This window comes from Vibrio sp. 2033, assembly GCF_033339735.1.
Genome location: NZ_JAWOVC010000003.1, coordinates 326,897 through 349,249, shown reverse-complemented (window position 1 = coordinate 349,249; position 22,353 = coordinate 326,897). Strand labels below are relative to the sequence as shown.

The 22,353-nt window shown below is 45.2% G+C and carries 18 protein-coding genes; 11 read left to right on the top strand and 7 right to left on the bottom strand.

The genetic code is table 11. The annotated features are described in order from the left end of the window. Positions 1–14 precede the first annotated feature (14 nt). The gene (locus tag R7P74_RS07170) at positions 15–722 is read right to left on the bottom strand and encodes a GntR family transcriptional regulator (protein WP_054730587.1); all 708 of its coding nucleotides are present in this window, start codon (positions 720–722) and stop codon (positions 15–17) included. A gap of 180 nt (positions 723–902) precedes the next feature. Between R7P74_RS07170 and R7P74_RS07165 the strand changes: the two genes are divergently transcribed. Together R7P74_RS07165 and R7P74_RS07160 are read left to right on the top strand one after the other, a co-directional pair. Continuing rightward, the gene (locus tag R7P74_RS07165) at positions 903–2,231 is read left to right on the top strand and encodes a 6-phospho-alpha-glucosidase (protein ID WP_005373308.1); all 1,329 of its coding nucleotides are present in this window, start codon (positions 903–905) and stop codon (positions 2,229–2,231) included. 55 nt (positions 2,232–2,286) lie between these two features. Then, complete coding sequence (locus R7P74_RS07160; protein WP_225472997.1) at positions 2,287–3,837, top strand: alpha-glucoside-specific PTS transporter subunit IIBC; 1,551 nt, start codon at positions 2,287–2,289, stop codon at positions 3,835–3,837. Between the two features lie 178 nt (positions 3,838–4,015). On the opposite strand, the gene R7P74_RS07155 is transcribed toward R7P74_RS07160, so the two are convergent. From R7P74_RS07155 to R7P74_RS07145, 3 genes are all read right to left on the bottom strand, one after another. After that, complete coding sequence (locus R7P74_RS07155) at positions 4,016–6,043, bottom strand: acetoacetate--CoA ligase (RefSeq protein ID WP_213969780.1); 2,028 nt, start codon at positions 6,041–6,043, stop codon at positions 4,016–4,018. An 86-nt stretch (positions 6,044–6,129) separates the two neighbouring features. Further along, entirely contained in the window at positions 6,130–7,056 is a 927-nt protein-coding gene (locus tag R7P74_RS07150) for an electron transfer flavoprotein subunit alpha/FixB family protein (RefSeq protein ID WP_285384915.1), read from the bottom strand. After that, positions 7,053–7,805 (bottom strand): electron transfer flavoprotein subunit beta/FixA family protein, encoded by a 753-nt coding sequence (locus R7P74_RS07145; RefSeq protein WP_042523555.1) that lies wholly within the window; start codon positions 7,803–7,805, stop codon positions 7,053–7,055. The genes R7P74_RS07150 and R7P74_RS07145 overlap by 4 nt, the downstream gene beginning before the upstream one ends. 155 nt (positions 7,806–7,960) lie before the next feature. Between R7P74_RS07145 and R7P74_RS07140 the strand changes: the two genes are divergently transcribed. The 9 genes from R7P74_RS07140 (at position 7,961) to R7P74_RS07100 (ending at position 18,702) form a co-directional block, all read left to right on the top strand. Further along, on the top strand, positions 7,961–9,598 hold the full coding sequence (locus tag R7P74_RS07140; protein WP_053304706.1) for an electron transfer flavoprotein-ubiquinone oxidoreductase: 1,638 nt from the start codon (positions 7,961–7,963) through the stop codon (positions 9,596–9,598). Between the two features lie 242 nt (positions 9,599–9,840). Next, the gene (locus R7P74_RS07135) at positions 9,841–10,641 is read left to right on the top strand and encodes an ABC transporter ATP-binding protein (protein ID WP_005373297.1); all 801 of its coding nucleotides are present in this window, start codon (positions 9,841–9,843) and stop codon (positions 10,639–10,641) included. Next, positions 10,641–12,593: a long-chain fatty acid--CoA ligase gene (locus R7P74_RS07130; RefSeq protein ID WP_005382741.1), complete on the top strand. Its 1,953-nt coding sequence runs from the start codon at positions 10,641–10,643 to the stop codon at positions 12,591–12,593. The genes R7P74_RS07135 and R7P74_RS07130 overlap by 1 nt, the downstream gene beginning before the upstream one ends. Continuing rightward, positions 12,593–13,486 carry a branched-chain amino acid ABC transporter permease gene (locus R7P74_RS07125; RefSeq protein WP_005373295.1) on the top strand — a complete coding sequence of 298 codons (894 nt, stop codon included), beginning with the start codon at positions 12,593–12,595 and terminating at the stop codon, positions 13,484–13,486. The genes R7P74_RS07130 and R7P74_RS07125 overlap by 1 nt, the downstream gene beginning before the upstream one ends. A gap of 11 nt (positions 13,487–13,497) precedes the next feature. Next, a complete protein-coding gene (locus R7P74_RS07120; RefSeq protein ID WP_005382737.1) occupies positions 13,498–14,565 on the top strand; it encodes a branched-chain amino acid ABC transporter permease in 1,068 nt (355 codons plus the stop codon). A 45-nt stretch (positions 14,566–14,610) separates the two neighbouring features. Continuing rightward, positions 14,611–15,855 carry an ABC transporter substrate-binding protein gene (locus R7P74_RS07115; RefSeq protein ID WP_033906430.1) on the top strand — a complete coding sequence of 415 codons (1,245 nt, stop codon included), beginning with the start codon at positions 14,611–14,613 and terminating at the stop codon, positions 15,853–15,855. 80 nt (positions 15,856–15,935) lie between these two features. Then, complete coding sequence (locus tag R7P74_RS07110; protein WP_017633695.1) at positions 15,936–16,757, top strand: ABC transporter ATP-binding protein; 822 nt, start codon at positions 15,936–15,938, stop codon at positions 16,755–16,757. Between the two features lie 9 nt (positions 16,758–16,766). Next, positions 16,767–17,969, top strand: a complete 1,203-nt coding sequence (locus R7P74_RS07105; RefSeq protein ID WP_258480611.1) for a phenylacetate--CoA ligase family protein — start codon at positions 16,767–16,769, stop codon at positions 17,967–17,969. Positions 17,970–18,105: 136 nt separating this feature from the next. Further along, a complete protein-coding gene (locus R7P74_RS07100) occupies positions 18,106–18,702 on the top strand; it encodes a methyltransferase domain-containing protein (protein WP_005382731.1) in 597 nt (198 codons plus the stop codon). A gap of 288 nt (positions 18,703–18,990) precedes the next feature. Here R7P74_RS07100 and R7P74_RS07095 read toward each other — a convergent pair whose 3' ends face one another. The 3 genes from R7P74_RS07095 to budA are packed head-to-tail and all read right to left on the bottom strand — an operon-like array spanning position 18,991 to position 22,264. After that, positions 18,991–19,749 (bottom strand): SDR family NAD(P)-dependent oxidoreductase, encoded by a 759-nt coding sequence (locus R7P74_RS07095; RefSeq protein WP_017820351.1) that lies wholly within the window; start codon positions 19,747–19,749, stop codon positions 18,991–18,993. Then, entirely contained in the window at positions 19,746–21,449 is a 1,704-nt protein-coding gene (gene alsS, locus R7P74_RS07090; protein ID WP_213869872.1) for an acetolactate synthase AlsS, read from the bottom strand. Before alsS ends, R7P74_RS07095 begins: the two co-directional genes overlap by 4 nt. A 29-nt stretch (positions 21,450–21,478) precedes the next feature. Next, complete coding sequence (budA, locus tag R7P74_RS07085; RefSeq protein WP_017633685.1) at positions 21,479–22,264, bottom strand: acetolactate decarboxylase; 786 nt, start codon at positions 22,262–22,264, stop codon at positions 21,479–21,481. Positions 22,265–22,353 lie beyond the last annotated feature (89 nt).

Genomic DNA, 22,353 nt, shown 5'->3' with positions numbered 1-22,353 from the left:
AGCGTCGAATAGTACTACGCCCTAGTTGAAATAAACTCGAAGCTGTATTGATGAAGTCGGAAGTAATTGACGGTATATTCAAATGCACGACCATCTTCTAGGTAACCAGTGGACTCAACTTTTAGAATAGGGGAAGCTTCTGATTCATTCAGGTATGAGGCCGTCTCTGCATCTAACAAGTACGGTTTGACAGACTGACTGCTTTTCGCAATTTTCAATCCTTTGCTATTTTCAATGTACTCATATTTAGAACCATTCATTATGGCTATGCTCAAGTCTGGAAATAACATTGCTGGCATATGAGTGACTTCGTAAATTTCAGGCTCATCATTAATACATCTGAGTCTATGTATTTCATATGTATCATCATTGGGCGAGAGATTTAACTGCTTAGCAACCTGCTCATTCGGCTTTTTAAGTTCGAACTTTATGACTTGAGAGCTAGGCGTTTTCCCCTGTTTACTGACTTCCTCGATAAAACCCAGCAAATGTAAGGCATCATGTTGGGCTTTTAGATCGTTTACATAAGTTCCACTACCTCTTGTCCGACTAATTAAATTATTGTCGACCAGAATTTGTAAGCTTTTTCTGATGGTTACGCGGCTTACGGAAAACTCTTCTTGCAAATCACTCTCTTTTGGAAGCATCGATTTCGGTTGTAGTTCCCCATCTTTGATCTTTTTTTCTAATCGTTCCGCAATGTCTATGTATTTGGGTTTCATAATACCTCGCTAAGTCTTGGATCATGATAGCAAGAATGTGATCTGAGATGTAGTTAATACTTTTCCTTAGGATCTTTGTGTGATTTTTATCTCGTATCTTTGTGCTTATACTTTAAATGTATCATAAAAGTATTAATACTTATTTTATACATTTTCAGGATAAACATTTGAGGTAGCGAAATGAAACGTCAAAAATTAACGATTGTTGGTGCTGGCAGTACATACACACTTGGTATGATGAACAGCCTTATTGCCGAAAAAGATAACTTTCCACTCGCAAAAGTCGTGTTTTACGACATAGATGAGAAACGCCAAGAATCGAATGCATTAGCTACTGAAATTCTATTGCGAGAACACTATCCAGAAGTTGAAGAGTTTGTTTATACAACGGATAAATCTGTCGCATTCGCAGATTCGGACTTTTTCTTTATCCAGATCCGCACTGGTGGGTTGGCCATGCGCGAGCGCGATGAACAAATCCCGCTATCCAACTCTTGTGTTGGGCAAGAGACATGTGGCGCGGGAGGAATGGCATATGGACTTCGCTCTATCGGCGACATGATCCAGCTAGTGAACGAGATCCGACAAACGTGTCCAGATGCGTGGATTCTTAATTACACCAACCCGGCGGCAATTGTCGCTGAAGCTTTAAATCGTGAATTTCCGCATGATAAGCGAATTCTAAATATCTGTGATATGCCAGCAGCGATTATGGTCAGCTATGCGCAATTGTTAGGATGTGAAATTTGGGACTTCGTTCCTGAATATTTTGGGCTTAATCACTATGGCTGGTTTACCAAAATTCGTAACAAACAGGGTGAAGACTTAACGGACAAAATTAAAAATATCATCCTAAAAGAAGGGATCAGTGCGGTTGATGCGGAAATAGCGGATGACCCATCGTGGCAAGCCACATTCAAAAACATGAGAACAATGCTTGCTGATAATCCAGAGTTTTTGCCGAATACGTATCTTCAATACTATTTGTACCCTGAAAAAATGGTGGCGAAAGAGGATATCAATAATACTCGTGCAAGGCAGGTAATTAACGGCCGTGAGAAACGAGTGTTCGAATTGAACGCAAGAATAATTGAAGCGGGCACCACGAAGCACGAAACACTGCATGCCGATATCCATGGTCGATACATGGTGAGAGTCGCGGCTTCGCTAGCCTACAACTTGAGCGATGTGTATCTCGTCATCGTACCGAATAATGGTGCTATTACAAATTTACAAAATGACGCCATGGTAGAAGTTCCAGCTGCGCTAACTAGTGATGGACCGAAAGCTTTTACTGTAGGAAAAATCCCAACCTTCCAAAAAGCAATGATTGAAAGCCAACTTGGTTACGAGAAATTAGTCGTGGATGCTTGGTACGAAGGAAGTCAGCAAAAGCTGATTAATGCACTCACACTTAACCGTACCGTGGTTAATGTGCCAAAAGCTAAAGAAATAACAAAACAATTACTAGAAGAAAATAAAGCCTACCTTCCTCAATTTTTTCAATAACAACTGGACGTTCGGGGCCTACTTGTAGGCTCCGTGAATGAAACAAGAGGTTTATATGAAAGACATTATTCAAAGGTTCGGAGCCGCGATGTTTGTACCCGTTCTATTATTTCCAGCAGCGGGCATGTTATTGGGTTTCTCTGTTGTGCTGTTAAATCAAGAAGTGTTTCCTTGGGCACTAGAGGGGAGTGCTTGGGTTAAAGTCTCGACGATCATTTTACAGGCATCACTCGCTGTATTTAAAAATATGGCACTTATTTTTGCCGTTGGGTTACCTATCGCTTTAGCTAAAAAAGCATCTGGTCGCGCTGTACTTGCAACACTTGTTTCCTACATTACGTATAACTACGTTATTGGTGGAATCCTTCAATTTTGGGGGCCAGAACTGGGCGTTAACTATACGGAAGGTGAGCGAGGCTTGACTGAAGTTGGTGGCATTCTAACGCTTGATACCAACTTGCTAGGTGCGATTTTAATTGCAAGTCTCTCTGTTTGGGTTCACAACCGATTCTTTGATAAAAAGCTACCGGATTGGGCGGCTGTATTTGGCGGAACGCCATTGGTTGTGATCATTAGCTTCCCAATTATGGTCGTGATGGCAATTCTAACTTGTTTGACTTGGCCAAGTATTCAGCATGGTATTAATAATCTGCAATCATTTTTGGTTTCTGCTGGATCGTTAGGGGTATGGCTATTTACGTTTTTAGAGCGAATCATGATACCAACGGGGTTGCATCATTTCGTATATGGTCCCGTTTTTTATGGGCCAGTTGCAGTCGATGGCGGAACGGTTGCCTATTGGATTCAAAATATACAGACATTCGCCCAGAACTCGGAAAGTTTAACGACACAATTTCCTCAGGGTGGTTTGATGTTGACGGGAATGGGTAAAGTGTTTGGTTGTACGGGTATCGCACTAGCACTCTATTCAGTTGCGAAAAAAGAAAATAAAAAGATGGTGATGGGGTTAGTGCTCGGAGCCGCAATCACAGCAATTCTTACAGGGATCACCGAACCAATAGAGTTTACATTCTTATTTATCGCACCTGCGCTGTTTGCTTTGCATGCGTTGTTATCTGCGACAATGGCAACGATCGCCTTTATGTTTGGTGTTTCCGGTAACTTTCAGACTGGCTTGATAGACTTCATTTTCCAAAACTGGTTGCCTTTGGCTGGTAACCATGCAGGAACATACGTGATTCAGATTATTATTGGTCTCATGTTTACTGGTGTTTACTTTGTTACGTTTCGCGCGCTTATTTTAAAATACAACATACTTACTCCGGGGCGTGAAGGTGCAGATAGTAAGTTGTATTCAAAAGCTGACTACAAAGAAACGAAAGCGGTCCATAACAGTAGCGCAAGTCCGTCACAAGCTAGTGCCTTTATTGAAGGTTTGGGTGGAAAAGAAAACATTGACTTGTTAACTAATTGCGCGACGCGTCTGCGTGTTAAAGTTAAAGATGTCTCTCTGGTAAAGGAGAACGCATTTTTCACACAGCACGGAGCGGTGAATATTGTTAGAAATCAAGAGAGCCTTCAAATCATCGTTGGTTTAACGGTGCCACAAGTTCGCGAAGATATGAGCCAACTGATAAAAGCTTAACCCCCAAACTAATGCTCCAGCTCATATGGCTCAAAGGTGAGATATAATTATCTCACCTTTTTTGTGTACATGAAGCATATTTCGCGCAGTTTCCACGAAAGTGGGGAGGAGTTATCGAGCGAGCTAAAAATACAGTTAGGTTATACCCGTCTGTATTGTTGGAAGACTTGTTGAGTCTCTAAGTGACAGTGGCGCCTTCTATGTTGAAAAGCGTTTTAATTTCTTCAAGTACTTCTGGGTTAGCAATAGCACCAATGTTTTTTACAGCTTGTCCGTTTACCAATTGTTTCACTGCTAGCTCAACCAATTTGCCTGAGCGCGTTTTAGGAATATCACTGATAGCAAAAATTTGTCGTGGGACATGGCGCGGTGAACATTTTGTTTTCAATGTTTGGCGAATTGAATCGGTGAGTTGTTGGGTTAACTCGACGTTGTGAGCGAGTTTTACTAGTAACCAGATTTCTTCAGACTGCTGGTTTAACTTGCCGACAGCGATGGAGTCTTCAACCTCGGGTAACGCGTTCACTTGCTGGTAGATTTCAGCGGTACCGATTCGTACGCCGCCTGGATTTAAGGTTGCGTCACTACGGCCATAAAAAATAAAGCCGCCATGTTCGGTTTGCATCACATCGTCGCCATGGTGCCAGATATCGGTAAACTTGCTCCAATAAGCGTTGTGATAACGTTCGCCGTTGTCGTTCCAGAAGCCAATAGGGAAGTTAGGTAGCGAGTTATTACAAGTCAGTTCGCCGCGTTTTTGCGTAATAGTATGTCCACCATCCTCTAGAACACGTGCGTCGATTCCTAGCCCTGCGCCTTGGCATTCACCTTTGTAAACTGGTGAAATAGGGTTTCCAAGTACAAAGCATCCGCAAATATCTGTGCCGCCAGCGATAGAAGCGAGATGCAAGTCCTGCTTGATGTGCTGATAGACATAATTAAATTGTTCTGGGTAAAGCACCGAACCAGTTGAGCACAGAGTTTTGAGTGACTTCAGGTTATGTTCTAGTTTTGGAGAGCAGTTTGCCTGCTCCAGTGCCTCTAAGTATTTCGCTGAAGTACCAAACAGCGACACGTTATGTTCTTCAGCTAATCGCCATAAGACGGAGTGATCAGGGTAAACCGGACTACCGTCGTAAATCACTAAGGCTGCACCACTCGCAAGAGCGGAAACATGCCAGTTCCACATCATCCAACCACATGTTGTGTAGTAGAAAACCTTGTCTTGCGATTTGATGTCGCAATGCAGTTGATGTTCTTTGAGGTGATTGAGCAAGGTACCGCCTGCGGAATGGACAATACACTTAGGTTGACCTGTTGTACCAGAAGAATACAAAATGAATAACGGGTCATTAAACAGCGTTGGTTGATATTGAATTGATTGTGGAGAAAAGTGGTGAGTAATATCGGACCAAGAAACAAACTCAGAAGTGCTAGCACTCTCAGCGTTTTGTAAATATTCGATTTGGCATACGCTAATAGTAGTCTCTTCGGAGGCACTGCTTAACTTACTACTAAGAGTGGTGTTCTTGTCCGTCATATCGAAAGCTTTGCCTCCGAACTGGTAGCCATCACAGCAAAAAAGAACTTTCGGCTTGACCTGACCAAAACGCTCTACGACGCTATCGATACCAAAATCAGGAGAGGTTGAAGTCCAAATGGCACCAAGACTGGTGGTGGCCAGCATGGCAATAACGGTTTCAGGAAGGTAGGGCAAATAACCCGCAACGACATCGCCTTTACCGACACCACAATTGAGTAGCCATTGTTGAATGGCGGAAACTTGTTCAAGCAACTGTTTACCGGTGAGTTGTCGGTGTTCACCGCTTTCATTGCTAAAAACAATAAACTCACGCTCTGGTGATTGTTCAGCCTGAGATAGGAGGTTCTCTGCGTAGTTCAGCGTGGCGTCAGCAAACCATACTGTGTCTCTATTTACATGGTGATGATTAGAACCTGTTTGTGTCCATTTGGGACTGCCAAGGCTCTTGATTTGCGAACCCATATCTCCGATTACGTTGCAAAACTGCCAAGTATGTCGCCAAAATTCATCATTGTGCTCAATGGACCACTGGTGTAGAGACGTGTAATTGTTGATTACGGTACCTTCGGCTTTGTCTTTATTAACCTTTTCGATGAACCGTAATAAGTTGCTATTGCTGACGCGCTCAGCAGATGGTGACCAAATAGGTGCAGATTTTGGCATAGGTCCCTCTAATTTCAATTCTTTTGAATATGACCAAAACAAAATAAAGGGGCGAACATAGCAGTGTTCGCCCCTTATCTGATCGTTTAAAGTTGTTCGGCAAGCTGAGGTAGTACCTCGAATAAATCACCAACCAATCCATAGTCGGCAACTTCAAAGATAGGAGATTCTGGATCTTTGTTGATCGCGACAATCACTTTGGATTCCTTCATTCCTGCAAGATGCTGGATGGCACCGGAAATCCCAACCGCTATATAAAGCTTAGGTGCAACGATTTTACCGGTTTGACCCACTTGTAAGTCGTTGGCAACAAACCCGGCATCAACCGCCGCGCGAGAAGCGCCAATGGCAGCACCTAGTTTATCGGCAACTTGTTCGATCAACGCGAAGTTCTCTTTGCTACCGACCCCGCGTCCACCTGACACAACCACCTCTGCCGCGCTTAATTCAGGACGTTCTGACACGGTTTTATCGACAGAAACCAATTCAATCATTGGAGCTGAGATAGTGACCTGCTGATGCTTAATATCAGCTTGGTTGTGACAAGTAACCGGCTCAAACGCAGACGCGCGCACGGTGATGACGCGAACCTTGTCGCTGGTGGTCACTTTGGCAAATGCGTTTCCTGCGTAAATAGGGCGGATAAAAGTGTTTTCATCGATAACTTGGACAATATCGGAAATTTGCCCAACGCCGAACTTCGCTGCTACTCGCGGTGCAAGATCTTTCCCTTTTGATGATGAGCTAGCCCAGATTGCGTCAAAACCTTCAGCAACACTCACTACAATAGGTGCGATACTCTCGGCAAATTGATGCTTAAGTTGCTCATCATCGACACAAATTACGTTTGATATACCATCAACGCGACAAGCTTGTTGAGCGACTTCTTCACACTGGTGGCCCACTACGATCAAAACATTGTCTTGGCTGACTTGTTTTGCTGCATTAACCACTTTGAGTGTGTCCGCATGCAATTGGTTATTGTCATGCTCTGCTATGATTAAGTTCTTCATGAAATCACCTTCGCTTCGTTACGCAGCTTATCGAGAAGCTCTGAGACAGATTCAACCTTGATGCCACCTTTTCTTTGCGCTGGCGGTGTGATTTCTTGAATGGTTTGGCTAAATACCACTTCAACACCCAGACTGTCAGGTGTGATGGTATCTAACGGCTTGCGCTTAGCTTTCATGATATTAGGCAAAGAGGCAAAACGCGGTTCATTCAGGCGTAAGTCAGTACTGATCACCGCAGGTAAGTTCATCGCGACCGTCATCAAGCCGCCGTCCACTTCTCTCACGACCTGAACTTTTTGATCTTCAATCTTCACGTCGGAAGCGAAAGTTGCTTGAGGCCAGTCAAGTAGGGCGGCCAGCATCTGAGCCACTTGGTTGTTGTCCGTATCAATGGATTGTTTACCCGTAATCACAAGCTGTGCTTGTTCTTGCTCAACTAGAGCTTTGAGCAGCTTAGCAACAACTAATGGCTCTATTTTGTCTTCAGTATCGACATGAATAGCGCGATCGGCGCCTAATGCAAGCGCGGTACGTAGTTGCTCCTGACACTGGCTACCGCCAGCACTGACAACGATGACTTCATCTGCAATACCTTGCTCCTTTAGTCGTACGGCTTCTTCAACGGCTATTTCGCAAAATGGATTAATCGTCATCTTGACGTTATTGGTTTCAACATCGCTATGGTCCGCTTTCACGCGAACTTTAACGTAGGGATCAATGACCCTTTTGATTGGCACTAGTATTTTCACGTTAGATTCCTTTTACAGTGAAGACTATGTGTTTACAGTGAAGACGATGTGATGACGTCTTTAAAATGATGTTAATTTACCTTTACGTTTGCGTCAACTTTAAATATATTGTTGATTAACAAGTTGGCAACATGCAAAGAAAAAGGAATGCAATCATGGAAAGAGACTGCATGGAATTTGATGTTCTGATTGTAGGCGCTGGTCCCGCAGGTTTGTCTGCGGCATGCCGAATCAAACAATTAGCAGCAGAAAAAAAACAAGACCTCTCTGTTTGCGTGGTAGAAAAAGGTTCTGAAGTTGGAGCGCATATTTTATCGGGTGCGGTGTTTGAAACGCGGAGTTTGGATGAGCTTTTTCCCGACTGGGAAGAGAAAGGCGCTCCGCTCAATACCAAAGTAAACCAAGATAAAACCTACTATCTAGGCAATGACATCAATGGTCATGAACTGCCGTCTTGGGCGGTGCCTAATACGTTACATAACAAAGGTAATTACATCATAAGTTTGGGCAGTCTATGCCGATGGATGGCGTTGCAGGCTGAGAACTTGGGGGTGGAGGTCTACCCAGGTTTTACCGCCAGTCAAGCGATCATCGATGAAGATAGTCGTGTTTGTGGCGTGATCACGGGCGATATGGGATTAGATAAAAATGGTGAACAAAAAGGAAATTTCGAACCTGGTATTGAACTGCGAGCGAAGTTTACTTTATTTGCTGAAGGCGCACGGGGGCATATTGGTAAGCAGTTGATTAACCGATTTAATCTTGCTGAAGAGAAAACGCCTCAACACTACGCTATCGGTTTTAAAGAGCTGTGGGAAATCCCATCAGAGCAGCATCAGCAAGGTTTAGTAGTGCACGGATTAGGTTGGCCGTTATCAAATGAAGCTACAGGTGGCAGTTATCTCTACCATTTAGAGGGAAACCAAGTTGCCGTCGGGTTGATTGTTGACTTGAATTATAAGAATCCGCACTTGAGTCCATTTGATGAGTTTCAACGTTTTAAACACCACCCGTTGATTGAGCAATACCTCAAAAATGGGAAGCGTATTAGCTATGGCGCGAGAGCGATTACCAAGGGCGGCTTTCATTCGCTTCCCACGCAGCAGTTTGCTGGTGGCTTGTTAATTGGCTGTGATGCAGGAACACTTAACGGCGCTAAAATCAAAGGCACACACACCGCAATAAAATCTGGAATGCTTGCCGCTGAAGCAGTATGTGAAGCCCTTGAGAGTCAGTCAGTTACTGCTGATTATCAAAAGCATTTCAAACAGTCTTGGCTGTATGAAGAGCTTTATCAAGCACGTAACTTCTCAAGTGGAATCCACCGCTTTGGATCGTGGCTGGGCGGTGGTTTAGCGCTGCTGGAACATAACGTGTTAAAAGGTAAAGCTAAGTGGCATATCCGCTGTGATAAGCCTGATCATCAGTCTCTGTTATTGGCGGAAAACAGCAATGAAATTGTCTATCCGAAGCCTGATGGCGTGTTAAGTTTCGATCGCCTCTCTTCCGTTTATCTATCCAATATCTTCCATGAGGAAGATCAACCATGCCACTTACGACTGGAGAACCAGCGGATCCCTATTGAGCAGAACCTTGAATTATATGCAGAGCCAGCACAGCGCTATTGTCCGGCTGGCGTGTATGAAATCGTACAGGGGGAGCAGCAGCCAGAGCTTCAAATAAATGCGGCCAACTGTATCCACTGTAAGACCTGCGACATCAAAGATCCAAGTCAAAATATTACCTGGACTCCGCCAGAAGGTGGTGGTGGTCCGAACTATCCAAATATGTAAGCGTTTGAGAATAATTTTTATTAACAATTTATTTACTTAAAGTTTGCGTTAGTTCAAATCTTTCTCGATGAACTCGATTGCAACTTAATCTTTCAGGCACTATTCTGATTTTAAATTGACGTTTACGTAAACTGAATACAAAGTTGATGCATAGGTGTAAAAGCGGTTACCAGTATCAAAGTTAGGTTTGATCAAATAGTGCTCAATGGAACGCACTTAAAATAACGAAAGGGAGATCAACTATGGTATCGGAATCGCCTCTGTTGCAGGTAAACGATATTTCATTGGCTTTTGGTGGGGTGAAAGCTTTAACTGACGTGAGCTTCCATGTGAATGAAAAGGAAATTTTTTCAATCATTGGCCCAAACGGTGCAGGTAAAACCTCAATGCTCAATTGCATCTCTGGTCGATACACACCAAACAAAGGCTCTGTAATCTTCGCTGGAGATGATGTAACTAAACGGACACCTAGCCAACGAGCTGAGTTAGGGTTGGGAAGAACCTTCCAAAACTTAGCGCTCTTTTCTCACATGTCGGTACTGGACAACATCATGGTTGGCCGACACCACCTACTAAAAAACAACTTCGTCACGGGGCCACTCTATTGGTTCTCTAATGCGCAGAAAGAAGAGATGGCGCACCGCAAATATGTGGAAGACGTGATCGATTTTCTAGAAATCCAGCACATCCGAAAAGCGACTGCAGGCACCCTATCTTACGGCTTACGTAAGCGTGTAGAGCTTGCTCGTGCCATTGCCTTAAAACCTAAGTTACTGCTGCTTGATGAACCAATGGCAGGTATGAACTTGGAAGAAAAGGAAGACATGGCACGTTACATCATGGATCTGAATGAAGAATTAGATATCACGATCATCATGATTGAGCACGACATGGGCGTGGTCATGGACATCTCTAATCGCGTTTTGGTTTTGGATTTCGGGAAACACATTGCTACAGGTGAGCCTGAAGAAGTGATGGCCAACCCACATGTGAAACAAGCGTACTTAGGCGAAGAGCTACCGACATTAGAGGAGAGTGCATAATGGCACAGCAACATAATGATTGGGCAGATATAACCCGCTTAGATACCTTTCCAAAAGTGTTGCAACACAATGCCAAGAACTGGCCCGAACAAGTCGCAATGCGTGAAAAGGAGTTTGGTATATGGCGAGAGTTCACTTGGAAGGATTACGAAAACCGCGTCAAGTGGATGGCACTGGCACTACAAGATTTGGGTATTGGTGAGCAAGATGTCGTTGGTTTGTTAGGTGATAACCGCCCGGAATGGGTATGGGGCGAGTTAGCGGCACATGCGATCAAAGGTTTCTCGCTGGGCATCTATCAAGATTCTATGCACGAAGAGGTGGCGTACCTTATCAACTATGCCAAAGCAAAAGTCGTGATTGCCGAAGATGAAGAGCAATGCGACAAGCTGCTTGAGCTTGGTGATGAAATTCCTAGCGTTGAATACATTATTTACTGCGATCCTCGTGGAATGCGTAAATACGATGATCCAAGATTGATTGATGTTGAACAGGTCTACAAAAAAGGTCAGCTGATTGATAAAGCGGACCCAGACAAATATCTCAATATGGTTGTTGAAACCAAAGGCAGCGATCTTTCAATTCTTTGTACAACGTCGGGTACGACTTCTAAACCAAAATTGGCTCAGCTACACAGTGGCACGTTCTTGGATCACTGTGCGGCTTACTTGCGTGCAGACCCTCGTTCCCCAGGCGACAACTACGTTTCTGTTCTGCCTTTGCCTTGGATTATGGAGCAGGTTTACGTGGTTGGTCAGGCGTTGATTTCTCGTCAAATCGTTAACTTTGTGGAAGAACAAGAAACCATGATGTCCGACTTGCGTGAAATCGGTCCAAACTTTGTGCTGTTAGCGCCACGTGTGTGGGAAAACATTGTGGCAGACGTGTCTGCACGAATGATGGATTCGACACCGTTTAAGCAAAAGATGTACAAACTGGGCATGAGCTTAGCCAACAAAGCGTTAGAGCAGGGCAAACGTTCTAAACTCGCCGAATGGATTCTTTTGCGTGCTTTGCGAGACCGTTTAGGCTTTTCGAACCTAACATCTGCTGCAACGGGCGGCGCGGCGATGGGGCCTGACACTTTCCGTTACCTACAAGCTATTGGTGTGCCACTTAAGCAGCTTTATGGTCAGACCGAAATGTGTGGCGCATACACCGTGCACCAAGCGGATGATGTGGATTACGATTCCGTTGGTGTTGCGTTTGATAATGCAGAAGTGAAAGTCATCAACCCAGACAGCAATGGCGTTGGTGAAATCATCGCGAAAAGTACAGGCATGTTTACTGGCTACTTAAACAACCAAGCAGCATATGATGAAGATGTTCAAGATGGTTGGATGCACACAGGCGATGCGGGCTATTTTAAAGATTCCGGTCACTTGGTCGTGATTGATCGTCTGAAAGATATGTCGGAAACCAGCCATGGCGACCGTTATTCGCCACAGTTTATCGAAAACAAACTCAAGTTCTCGCCGTTTATTGCAGAAGCCGTGGTGGTAGGTAAAGGTCGACCTTGGCTGTCTGCCATTATCTGTATTCGCTATGCGATCGTCGCGAAGTGGGCAGAGCAACGCGGCTTGGCATTTACCAACTACACCAACTTATCTGCTCAACCAGAAGTGTACCAAGCGATTCGTGAAGAAGTTCAAAAAGTGAACGAATCCCTACCGGATGCACAGAAGATCAGCAAATTCATTCTACTTTACAAAGAGTTGGATGCCGACGATGGAGAGCTAACTCGCACACGTAAAGTACGCCGTGGTGTGGTTGCAGAGAAATACGGAGACATCATCGAAACCATCTACAGCGACGATCCAAAAGTCGATGTCGATACAGTGATCACTTATCAAGATGGCACCAAAACACGCATTCAAACGTCGCTAGTTATTGAAACGCTTATTGAGCATGAGCCAACACTAGTGGATAGCGAACAACGGAGGATCGCATAGTGAATACGGATTTATTACTGCAACTCGTCATTAATGGCGTGATCGTTGGCATGTTGTATGGCGTTGTCGCCATGTGCTTTGTATTGATTTACAAATCGACCCAGGTGGTCAACTTTGCTCAGGGTGAGTTTTTGTTGATTGGCGCGTGGGTATGTTGGGCGGCATTGGTGCACCTACAGTTACCGTTTTTTATTGGCTTTTTACTCACGCTCGCGTTCATGATGATTTTTGGTATCGCCGTGCAAACCATTGTGCTCAGACCGTTGATTGGTGAACCGATTATCTCTGTGATCATGGTGACCATTGGTCTATCGATGTTTTTCCAAGCGCTGATGAAGTGGATATTCGGTGTCTCGGCTGTGTCGTACCCGCAAGTGTTCGAAACCAACGTGGTGAATATCGGAGGTTTGAATGTTGAGTTTGCTTACATTCTGAGCTTGATCTTCTCAATGCTCATCATGGGCGCGTTCTACTGGTTCTTCAAATTCAGCAAAATGGGTCTGGCAATGCGCGCAACGGCATTCAACCAGCAAGTAGCCCAGAGTCTTGGCATTTCCATCAAGAAAGTGTTCGCCATCAGTTGGGCCATTTCGGCAATGGTATCTGCAACAGCAGGGATTGTTATCGGTATCGTTAACGGCGTATCTGACGCGCTATCCATTATTGGTATCAAAGTTTTCCCAGCCGTTATTTTAGGTGGCTTAGATTCGGTAGTCGGCGCAATTGTCGGTGGTATCACCATCGGGGTGCTAGAAAACTTGGCTGAGTTTTTTGATAGCCAATACCTGCAAGTGGGTAACCTGTACAACATCGCACCATTCTATGTGCTGTTAATCATTCTTGCCTTCAAGCCATATGGCCTGTTTGGTACCAAAGATATTGAGCGTATTTAAGGAGAAATAACATGGCTCAACTTAGCATGCGCCCATGTGGGGATTTTCGAACCACATACAAAAGCGATACGCCAATTTTTGAAACCAAAACCATCAGAAGCCTTGCGATTGCTGGTGTCATCGCCATGCTGGCAGCACCGCTGGTCTTGGATATTTACTTCCTAAACCTGTTTATTCAGATTGCATACCTCGGTATCGCGGCATTGGGCTTAAACATTTTGGTTGGTTTTACCGGACAAATCTCGCTAGGTCACGGTGCGTTCTTTGGCTTTGGCGCCTTTGCATCGGCTTGGCTAAATAACCAGTTTAACATTCCAGTCGTGTTTGCGATTCCGCTTGCGGGTTACTTAACCATGATTGTGGGGATGCTGTTTGGTCTGCCAGCGGCTCGAATTAAAGGTTTATATCTAGCTATCGCAACGTTGGCGGCGCAGTTTATTCTAGAGGACTTCTTTGCTCGCGCAGATTGGTTCAGTGGCGGCTCATACGGTGCAAGCGCGAACCCAATTAATTTGTTTGGCTTTGAGTTTACGACTGACGAAAGCTTCTTCTACATCGCCCTGTTTGCGCTGATCTTCATGTATATGTGGGCATCAAACTTAATCCGTTCTCGTGACGGTCGCGCGTTTGTCTCAGTACGAGATCACTATCTGTCAGCAGAGATCATGGGAATCAACCTAACCAAGTATCGTCTGCTCTCATTTGGAGTGTGTGCATTCTATGCGGGCATCGGGGGCGCACTCTACGGACATTATCTAGGGTTTGTATCAGCAGAAGGCTTCACCATCATGATGTCTATCCAGTTTTTGGCCATGATCATCATTGGTGGCTTAGGCTCAGTTAAAGGTACGCTGATGGGGACGATATTTATCGTACTGCTGCCTGAAGTTTTAGAGTTTGGCGTAACGGGGCTTTCAGCGTTTGGTGATACCACCGCTTTCACTGATGGTCTGGCTTACTTCAAAGAGATGGCGATTGGTTTAGTCATCATGCTGTTCCTTATTTTCGAACCTCAAGGATTATCGCATCGCTGGCAACAGATTCGAGCATATTGGAAACACTATCCGTTCTCATATTAACGTGGAATTAAGTGGAATATACCTCAATAACAAGGACAACGAGTTATGAACAAAGGACATTTAGCGACAACGTTGGTGCTGTCATCTGCACTGTTTACTACCACAACTTGGGCAAAAGATTCTGTGTTTGTCGGGCAATTAGTCGACTTTTCTGGACCAACTGCCTATGTGAGCAAGCCCTATGGTTCTGGCGTGCGAGACGCATTGCGTTGGATTAACCAAAACGGTGGCATTAACGGTACCGAGCTCGAATTTGAAACAGTAGACATGGCGTACAAAGTACCAGTGGCGATTTCCAACTATAAACGTTGGGTGGCGCGTAAAGACATGGTTGCGCTGCAAGGTTGGGGTACGGCGGATACCGAAGCACTTATTTCGTTTGTTACCAAAGACAAAGTGCCGGTGTTCTCTGCTTCTTACTCTGGTCACTTAACTGACCCAACCGGTAAAAACCCAAAAACCGCGAAACCAGCGCCTTATAACTTCTTTTATGGTGCGTCGTACTCAGATGCGTGCCGTGCGCTAGTTAAGTGGGCGAAAGAAGATTGGGAATCTAAGGGCAATCAAGGTGCGCCGAAATTTACGCACATTGGCGATAACCATCCATTCCCGAATGCGCCAAAAGAAGCGTGTGCAGAGTACGCCAAAGAACTTGGTTTTGATGTGCAAAACCCAGTCGTTGTGTCACTAAAACCAGGGGACTTCAAAGCGCAATGTTTGTCGCTGAAAGAGTCAGGCACCAACTACGGTTACATTGCTAATATCGGTAGCTCGGTTATCTCACTAGTGAAGTCTTGTAACACGGTTGGGACAGAGTTCCAGTACATGGCAAACATTTGGGGCGGCGATAAGCCAGTGCTTGAAGCAGCAGGCGATGGCCTTAAAGATTACGTTTTCCCAGGTATGACTGCGTTTTGGGGAGATGATAATGAAGGCATGAAACTGGTCCGTGAGATTTCTAAGCAGTCTGAATCAGAGCCGGGCGAATTCAGAACTCACCATTACATTCGCGGTATTTGTTCTGCGTTCTATATGAAAGAAGCAATGGAGTGGGCGAAAGACAACGGTGGCATCACAGGTGAAAACATCAAGAAGGGCATGTATGTCCATGACAACTGGGTACCACAAGGCTTAGAAGGTGTTTGTGTCCCTGCGAACTGGAAACCGGAAGATCACCGAGGCACAACAACCGTGAACGTCTTTATGGGCAACAACGATGGCGGCGCAGTTGATATTAAGAAAGTATCTCAGGTGACATTGTCACGTCGTGACGATTGGCTAGGTTACTAATCTACGACTTATTAATAACAAAGCTTACTGAAAATAAGGATGGGTGAGAGAACACTCTCACCCTAGCAAGGAGTAGCTTGATGGCTGAATTAGCAACGAATATCGAACCGGCAGAAATACTGCTTTCAGTGAACAACATTGAAGTCGTCTACGACGAAGTAATACTAGTACTTCGCGGTGTGAGTTTAGAAGTTCCAAAAGGGCAGATTGTGACCTTACTGGGCGCCAACGGTGCGGGTAAATCCACAACGTTGAAAGCCATTTCTGGTTTATTGAAAACCGAAGATGGTGAAGTGACGCGCGGCGAAATCAACTTCATGGGCGAGCGTATAGACAACAAAAGCCCGGAAGAGATCGTCCGTTCGGGCATCTTCCAAGTTATGGAAGGGCGCCGAATTGTTGAAGATATGACGGTAATAGAAAATCTTCGCTTAGGCGCTTATACACGCTCTGACAACGAAGTTGAACAAGACATCGAAATGGTGTTTGACTATTTCCCGCGACTCAAAGAGCGCACTGGCCTGGCGGGCTATTTGTCTGGCGGTGAGCAACAAATGTTAGCGATTGGCCGAGCGTTAATGGCTCGACCGAAGATGATTTTGTTGGACGAACCGTCTATGGGGCTTTCTCCACTGCTAGTTAAAGAAGTATTCAGCATTATTAACAAGATCAACAAAGAGCAAGGTATTACCATGCTTTTGGTTGAACAGAATGCCAACTTCGCTCTTCAAGCGGCCGATTACGGTTACATCATGGAATCAGGCAAAATCGTACTAGATGGCAGCAAGCACGAATTGCTAAACAATGAAGACGTAAAAGAATTCTACCTTGGCGGCGGCGATGAAGATCGCAAGAGCTTTAAGAATCTGAAATCTTACAAACGTCGTAAGCGTTGGTTGTAAGGAGCAAGGATGAACGAACTATTTGATGCGAAAGAATCGTTGTCTCTACAGGCGCGAGAAGAGTCGCTGTTTCAACGTTTGCCAGCACTGATTGAAAATTCGAAAGCCAATAGCGAACATTACGCGGCGCATTTTTCTGAGTTAGAGCCTACATTGGCAAACAATCGTGAAGGGCTTGCTCAGTTCCCGATTACACGTAAGTTCAATGTACCTAATCAGCAGCAACTTAAACCGCCGTTTGGTGGCTTAAATAGCGCTGCCATTGGTCAAATGGCGCGCGTATTCCAATCTCCTGGGCCGTTGTATGAGGCTCAAACGGATGAGGCCGATTTCTGGCGTATGGGGCGCGCGTTTCACGCTGCTGGGTTCTGTGCGGGTGATTTAGTGCATAACACGCTCTCTTACCATTTCTCTCCTGGCGGATTTATTATGGATGGTGGCGCAAGGGCTTGTGGCTGTGCGGTATTTCCGGCTGGAGTAGGCAATACCGAAGCGCAAATAGAGGCAATTAAACAGCTTCAACCTAATGGTTACACTGGTACACCTTCGTATTTGCTGACGTTGCTACAAAAGTATCAAGAGAAATACAATGAGCTGCCTAGCTTTGAGAAAGCTCTGGTCTCTGGTGAAGCGGTTACAGCAGACATGCAACAGATGTTTGAGGAAAAAGGCATTGCAGTATTTCAAGCCTACGCAAGTGCAGAGCTTGGTTTGATTGCTTATCAAGTGTCTGGTGAACAAGGATTAGTGATTGCCGAAGATATTATTGTTGAAATCGTTGATCCTGATGGTGTTCCTGTACAACCGGGAGAAGTCGGTGAAGTCGTTGTAACGTCGCTCGATGAGAAGTTCCCGCTGATTCGCTACGCAACGGGAGATTTATCGGCATATCTAGAGATTAGTTCTGATTCTTCACGCACGAATGCACGAATTAAGGGCTGGATGGGACGAGCAGACTCCGCGGTGAAAGTAAAAGGGCTGTTTGTTTATCCGCATCAGATCCAAGAAGTCTGTCGTCGCCACGATATTAAAGGCTCCTTGAAAATTGAGCGCGATGGCTTCAACGATGCCATTACTTTCTGTTGTCATGATGTGCATGTATCAGCAGAGGACATTCAAGCAACACTCCAGTCTGTCACTAAACTGAAAGGCAATGTCCAGTTTGTACCGAACCAAGCGGAGCAGCCGTTAATCAATGATCTTCGCAGTTAACTCATTGGTGGCATAAGTGCAGTAGAAAGTGGTTGTCATAAAAAACTAACAACGTCAGACAAAAGGCTAGAAAAGGGATACCACATTGCGCTGCGTATCCCTTTATTTTTTACTACCGCAATCAGGGAGCGGGTAAATGAAACAGGCACCAATGATTAACACACAATTCTGGGATGATTTGTTTATCCGAGGCACTATGCCTTGGGATGCCCAATCGACACCTCAAGAACTCAAGGATTATCTCGACAATTCACTTCATGTAGGCCAGTCAGTGTTTATTCCTGGGTGTGGTGCCGCTTATGAACTGAGCACTTTTATTCAATATGGGCATGACGTGATCGCGATGGATTACAGCCAAGAAGCGGTAAAAATGGCGCAATCAACGTTAGGTAACTACAAAGATAAAGTCGTATTGGGTGATGTATTTAATGCCGATTTTTCTCACTCGTTTGATGTCATTTACGAGCGGGCCTTTCTCGCAGCACTACCGAGAGACATGTGGTCAGAATACTTTTCGATGGTGGATAAATTATTGCCAAGCGGAGGTTTTCTAATTGGTTTTTTCGTCATTGATGATAATTACCTATCACGCTTTCCTCCATTTTGTTTGCGAAGTGGGGAGTTGGCATCTTTTCTAGAGCCCACGTTTGAACTTGTGAAGTCCTCAGTGGTGGCAAACAGTGTTGAGGTTTTTAAAGGCAGAGAGCAATGGATGGTGTGGCAGAAACGTTAGTCGTCACTGAGACTTCTTTAGAAAGTATTCGCGGAAACTGTCTGGTTCTTTGTGAATCGCTGATACATAAGTCTTCACTCTATGCCTGATGGAATGCTCACATAGTTTGTCGGTTTGTGTGAAACATTAATTTCTCGTTGCTGGTTTAAGTTGTTGAGATATCTCTAACAGCGGTCGAGTGGTTGAGTTTATTGCCGGCACGGGTTGTGTGCTCAGAGCGTAAAGCGACAGATCAGCATCGATCCGAAAGGTAGTAGAACGTCTCTCACTGATCTGTCTATTTCATGCTTATACTATTTTAGGTTGACCATCTGATGCGGTGGCACCGCCGTCTACAGGTAGGTTTACGCCATTAATGAAAGATGCGTCATCACTTGCCAAGAAAGTCACGACAGACGCAATTTCTTCAGGTTCGGCTGCTCGGCCAAGCGCAATGCGCTCATTGAATTTATCGCGGATGTCCTGCGGCCAGCCGTTTGTCATGTTGGTTTTTACTAAACTTGGGCATACGGCGTTAATTCTTACCCCATCCGCACCATGGTCCAATGCCATCGCTCGGGTAAGGTTCACCACTGCGCCTTTACTCGCGCAATAGAATGCGGCACCCCAGTCACCACCCAAACCGGAAACGGACGCGGTATTTACCATACAACCTTTCGTTTTTAAGAGTTCAGGCAAAGCAAACTTCGCGCAATAAACAACACCATCAATGTTTACACCAGAGATCTTCTTCCAGTCTTCCACACTACCTTCAATCACGGAGCCAGGGACATGTACGCCAGCATTGTTTACTAAAATATCCAGTTTACCGAAACGGGTAACAACGTCAGAAATCAGTGCTGCGACTTTTTCTGGGTCAGAAACATCAATAGAATGCGCAGACACACGCTGTTTATCAAAGCCCTCAACGGCGTTTGCCAATTGCTCTTCATTCCAATCGGCAAGAGCGACGTTTGCGCCTTCTTCATACAAACGTTTTGCGATGGCCAAACCAATACCATTGGCAGAACCAGTGACGAGTGCGACTTTATTTTTTAATCCTCTCATGCGATTTCTCCTTCGAAACTTACAAAAACGGGATCTTGATTTTTCTCTGTGCGCGGCAACATCAGTTTGTCGTTGTCGCTGTAATCTACGGGGATAGCCACCACTGCTGGTCCTTCAACGTCCATGGCTTTATTCAATGTCGGTAGCAATTCGTGTTGACTAGTCACTGCGAAGCCTTTCGCGCCAAATGATTCGGCGTACGCCTTGAAATCAATTGGTCCAAATTTCACACCAGAGCAGCGCTGATATTTGTTGATCTCTTGCATTTCTACCATGTTGTAGGCGTTATCAACCCACACAATATGGACGATATTACAGTTCAGTCTAACCGCGGTTTCTAACTCCATGCTCGATTGCATAAAACCGCCGTCTCCTGATATCGATACCACTTTGCTACCAGGTTTTAGTAGGCTGGCACCAATGGCCCATGGTAGTGCAACGCCCATTGTTTGTTGGCCGTTAGACACCAGCATTTGGCGAGCTCGAAAACAACTTAAGTAACGAGCGATCCAGATGTGGAAGCTCCCCATATCAAGACATAGCGTGGTATCTGGTGTGATGATAGATTGCATGGCTTTAATCAGTGCCAGTGGATGAAATCCTTGCTTGTGATAGACATTGGGATAGGTTTTGATCACTTGCCGTTGCAGTGCTACCTCTTCCAGTACTGAAAGTGCCGTTGGGGAAAGGCGGGCATATTCAGAGATATAGCTGCCCATCTTGTCTAATGACTGCGCAATGTTTCCGACGATTTCAACACAAGGCTGATAATTAAGTTGGTATTCTGCCGGTTCAATATCGAGGTGAATCACTGGGTTGCGGTGGCTGTTCCAAAGCTCAGGGTCATACTCTATTGGGCTAAAGCCGATGGTGAGAATTAAATCGGCGTCCCGCAGTAAAACATCGCCAGGTTGGTTATTAAACAAACCGACACGCCCAGCAAAGTGATGATAGTAATTGATGTCTACCGTGCCGGCGGCTTGGTAAGTGCCGACAACGGGTAGCTGCGTATTTTGAAGAAATCGGGCGATAGCAGCAGCGTTTTTACTGCGGCTCGCGTGAAGGCCAAGTAAAACCACACAGCGCTTTGCTTTACTGATTCGACTGACCGCTTCTTCGATTGCTGCGATGTCTGCGCAACCAGGCTGTGTGTAAGGCGAGGGGACAATAATGTCCGTTTGGGTTTGCTCGGATAAAACATCTTGGGGGAGACTCAAAAAGCAAGCCCCAGGACGACCTGACTCTGCGATACGAAATGCGTTCGCCATGATCTCGCTTGCGGCGTCCACATGCTGCACTTCAGCACTGAACTTAGTTATAGAGCGAAAAATACTGACGGTATCCATGCTCTGGTGTGTTTGTTTTTGCTGGTCAGTTCGTTTCACCGCACCACCGATAGCAATCAGCGGATCGCCTTCGGAGTTTGCTGTTGCCACTCCCGTAACTAGATTTCCACAGCCAGGGCCTGACGTAACCATGGTGACGCCTGCTTTGCCGGTTAGTCTTCCCATAACGCCCGCCATAAATGCGCCGTTAGCTTCGTGGCGTACCGGAATCATTTGGATGTTAGTGTCTTCAATCGCATCGAACAGTCGATCGATTTTTGCACCGGGAATACCGAAAATGTACTTAATGCCGAGAGACTCTAGCTGTTGAGCGATCAACTGAGATCCATTTTTATTTGAAGGTTTGGATTGCATTTGTTGTCCTTATTATTTGCCTGACTTTGTTACTTTTCCGCCTTTTCTATGGCGGTATTTATATCTTCCGGAGCCAAATTGGCGTTGAGAAAGTCTGTCGATACCGGGGTATCAATCACTAGCCGCGAGACTTTGCCAATCTGGAGGAACCCTGACGAAATGCTGTAATCCTGAATATGACCACCTCCTTGGCGGTCATCGGTAATAAAGTGTTCGTGATAGCCGGGCACATTGATGCCAGTCGTATATTTAGGACTGCGAAAGCCGGCGACCACGCCTTGCTTATGCGTGAAGCGGAACGTTGGTTGTTCTTTGACCACTTCAAGCATTGGCCGATAAGGGCGTGTTTGTTTAGGTACGGTGCGAGTACGAACTGAATCGAAAACGCCATCAATGCGCACTGCGCAAAATAGGTTATCGCTTGGAACCATCTCGTCTATGATGCTATGGACTTCATGACGTGACATGCGCGATGTCAGTGGCAGCTCGATATCAGGCTTAAAAAAAGTCATGACAGCAAAGGGCGTTTTTTGCGCCAGGTCTGCCGGGTTTGCGGAGCCATCCGACTTGAGTTGAAAAACTTCCTTATCAAACGCAATCAACTCACCATCCAATTCATTGAACGTACCTAAACCAAAATCCCCATGTTTCAGCAGTTCTTCTATGGTTGTTGAGCCTTCGTAAACACCAGCGATCAAAGCACTCATTAACGAAGTCTGATAAATCTCACCATCTCCGGTAACGTGATGGTATTCAGAAAATTCTTTCGCTACTTCAAGCGAACAAGCACATAGAGGGTTATAAAATCCACGCATGAGTAAGACCAGTTATGCAATGAAGAGTATATTTAGATTGACTTCTACACGGTGCTAAATCCAATATAAAAAAGATTTATTTTGATATG